At 47.1% G+C, this 1,583-nt stretch carries 2 protein-coding genes; both read right to left on the bottom strand.

What is annotated here, in order from left to right; translation table 11 throughout:
• A partial coding sequence (gene rsmG, locus R8N28_RS24365; RefSeq protein WP_318183566.1) for a 16S rRNA (guanine(527)-N(7))-methyltransferase RsmG occupies positions 1–421 on the bottom strand: 421 nt, incomplete at its 3' end.
• Positions 421–1,583 (bottom strand): tRNA uridine-5-carboxymethylaminomethyl(34) synthesis enzyme MnmG (gene mnmG, locus R8N28_RS24360; RefSeq protein ID WP_318183565.1); only part of this gene is annotated, 1,163 nt, incomplete at its 5' end. The genes rsmG and mnmG, both read right to left, overlap by 1 nt.

Below are 1,583 nucleotides of genomic sequence, written 5' to 3'. Positions count from 1 at the left end.
TCAAAACGCCATCAAATTTTTCTTCCGGTTGGAATTCTTCGACGCGACTTTGAATTGGTGTCACGTTTTTCAAACCTAACGTGTGGACAACTTGCTTGATAAAACGGATGCGCTTACCGAGGCTATCGAGCAGAAAGAACGTTTTCTCCGGATGCATGATCGCCAAAGGAATACCTGGCAATCCTGGGCCAGTGCCCACATCGATAAAACGTTCACCTTGCAGATGCGTGCCGACCACGATGCTATCAAGGATATGTTTCACTAACATCTCTAAAGGATCGCGAACCGAAGTTAGGTTGTACGCTTTGTTCCACTTATCGAGCAGCTCAACGTAACCGACTAACTGCTCTCGTTGTTTTTCTGAAACGTCTAAATCGGTCTGTGCAATCAGTGAATCAAGCTTGGTTCGTAGTGCACTCATTACTCTTCCTCGCCTTTTTTCAGCAAGCCGTGCTTTTTCAGATGCACAAGAAGAATTGAAATCGCTGCAGGCGTAATGCCGGAAATACGCGAAGCAATGCCAATACTTTCCGGTTTGGCTTCGCTCAGTTTCGCAACCACTTCGTTCGACAAACCTTTTACGTCTTTGTAATCCAAATCCGCAGGCAGTTTTGTGTGTTCGTGGCGAAGTGATTTTTCGATCTCTTCTTGCTGACGCTTGATGTAACCGTCGTATTTCACCTGAATTTCTACTTGTTCTGCCGCTTGTTGATCTTCAAGAGCAGGAGCAAAGGCATCAAGTTGAGTCAATTGTGAGTATGAGATCTCTGGACGACGCAAAAGATCCTCACCACTTGCTTCACGCGCCATTGGCGTTTTCAGCAGTTTGTTCAGTTCATCAATGCCCGCCGAGTTTGGGTTTACCCAAGTAGACTTCAGACGCTGACGCTCGGTTTCCATGTTCTCGATTTTTTCGTTGAAACGCGCCCAACGAACATCATCAATCAAGCCAAGTTCACGAGCTTTTTCTGTCAAACGAAGGTCGGCGTTGTCTTCTCGAAGCAATAGGCGGTATTCCGCGCGAGAAGTGAACATGCGGTACGGCTCTTTGGTACCCATGGTCGACAAATCATCAATCAGAACGCCCATGTATGCTTGGTCACGGCGCGGGCTCCAGCCTTCTTTGCCTTGGCTGTACAAGCTTGCGTTCAAGCCCGCCATTAAGCCTTGTGCCGCAGCTTCTTCGTAGCCTGTTGTACCGTTGATTTGGCCAGCAAAGAATAGACCACGGATGAATTTAGTCTCGTAAGTTTGCTTCAAATCACGTGGATCGAAGAAATCGTACTCAATCGCGTAACCAGGACGAACAATGTGTGCGTTCTCGAAGCCTTTCATTGAACGAACGATTTGAACTTGAACATCAAACGGCAAGCTGGTGGAAATACCATTCGGGTATAACTCGTGCGTGGTAAGACCTTCAGGTTCAATGAAAATTTGGTGGCTGTTCTTATCCGCAAAGCGCATCACTTTGTCTTCGATAGACGGACAGTAACGTGGGCCAATTCCTTCGATCACACCTGCGTACATTGGGCTACGATCCAGGTTATTGCGGATCACTTCATGAGTTTGTTCATTGGTATGCG

The organism is Vibrio sp. Vb1554, assembly GCF_033344235.1.
This window is presented reverse-complemented; position numbering and strand designations above follow the sequence as displayed.